Origin of the sequence: Candidatus Skiveiella danica (assembly GCF_022705245.1) — a bacterium.
GTDB lineage: Bacteria > Pseudomonadota > Gammaproteobacteria > Burkholderiales > Burkholderiaceae_C > Skiveiella > Skiveiella danica.
Genome location: NZ_JAKJEW010000103.1, coordinates 1 through 888, shown reverse-complemented (window position 1 = coordinate 888; position 888 = coordinate 1). Strand labels below are relative to the sequence as shown.

The following is an 888-nucleotide window of genomic DNA, read 5'->3' as shown; positions in this document are numbered from 1 at the left end:
CATTCGCTGTGCGTGACGCCCGGCGTGCCGGTGCCGCGCGCCTGATCGTTGCCTCGCGCCCTGCGGGGCGCTGCAGGCTGCGGCGCGCATCCGCGCCCGCAAGCCTGCCCGTGGCCCCGGTGCGTGCCCGCCACGCCCGGGGCTGCGCCATTTCTTGCAAGGGAGCATGCATCCATGCCGAAACACTCCACCCCGGCGGAGCTGCCGGTGCAGTTCGAGCCGGAGTTCATCGCCGGCATCCGCGAGATCTTCGAGCAGAAGATCGCCTTCAACGCGCTGCTCGGCCTGCAGATCGACGACATCGGCGGCGAGCGCGTGCATGGCCGCATCGCGATGCGCCACGAGCTCGTCGGCCATTTCGTGCATAACCGCATCCACGGCGGCGTGATCGCCGCCTGCCTCGACGCCATGGGCGGTCTCGCGGTGATGGCCGCGATCGGCGCCCGCCACCTCGACGAACCGCCCTTCCAGCGCCTGCACCGCTTCTCGAAGCTCGGCACCATCGACCTGCGCATCGACTACCTGCGCCCCGGTATCGGCGAATCCTTCCGCATGGAAGCCGAGGTCCTGCGCCTGGGTTCGCGCGTCGCGTCGACGCGGATGAGCTTCCTCGACGCCGACGGCAAGCTGCTGTCGACCGGTTCGGCGGCGTACATCGTTTCGTGAGCGGGGAATGAGCGCCGAGATCCAGGCTGCCGGGCGCGGCAATCTCTTCGCCGCGCTGCCGCCGCCCGCAGGCGGCGAGATCTTCCAGACCCTGTTCGCCAATCCGCGCTGCCGTGTCGAGCGCATCGTCTCGCACGGCCATGCGAGCGCGCCCGGCGAGTGGTACGACCAGGCTGGCGACGAGTGGGTGGCGCTGCTGGCGGGCGCCGCGGTGCTGCGCTT

Annotated in this window: 1 protein-coding gene and 1 pseudogene; both read left to right on the top strand. The window is 70.7% G+C overall.

Annotation, left to right across the window (positions count from 1 at the left end):
• Positions 1 to 174 precede the first annotated feature (174 nt).
• Positions 175 to 666 carry a thioesterase family protein gene (locus tag ACMUOY_RS20245; protein ID WP_004321166.1) on the top strand — a complete coding sequence of 164 codons (492 nt, stop codon included), beginning with the start codon at positions 175 to 177 and terminating at the stop codon, positions 664 to 666.
• Positions 667 to 673: 7 nt separating this feature from the next.
• Positions 674 to 888, top strand: a pseudogene (locus ACMUOY_RS20240) (hypothetical protein); the annotation flags it as partial.

What these genes read in the sequence shown, in the direction of transcription:
- ACMUOY_RS20245 (WP_004321166.1), top strand. Translation starts at nt 175, where the DNA reads ATGCCGAAACACTCCACCCCGGCGGAGCTGCCGGTGCAGTTCGAGCCG.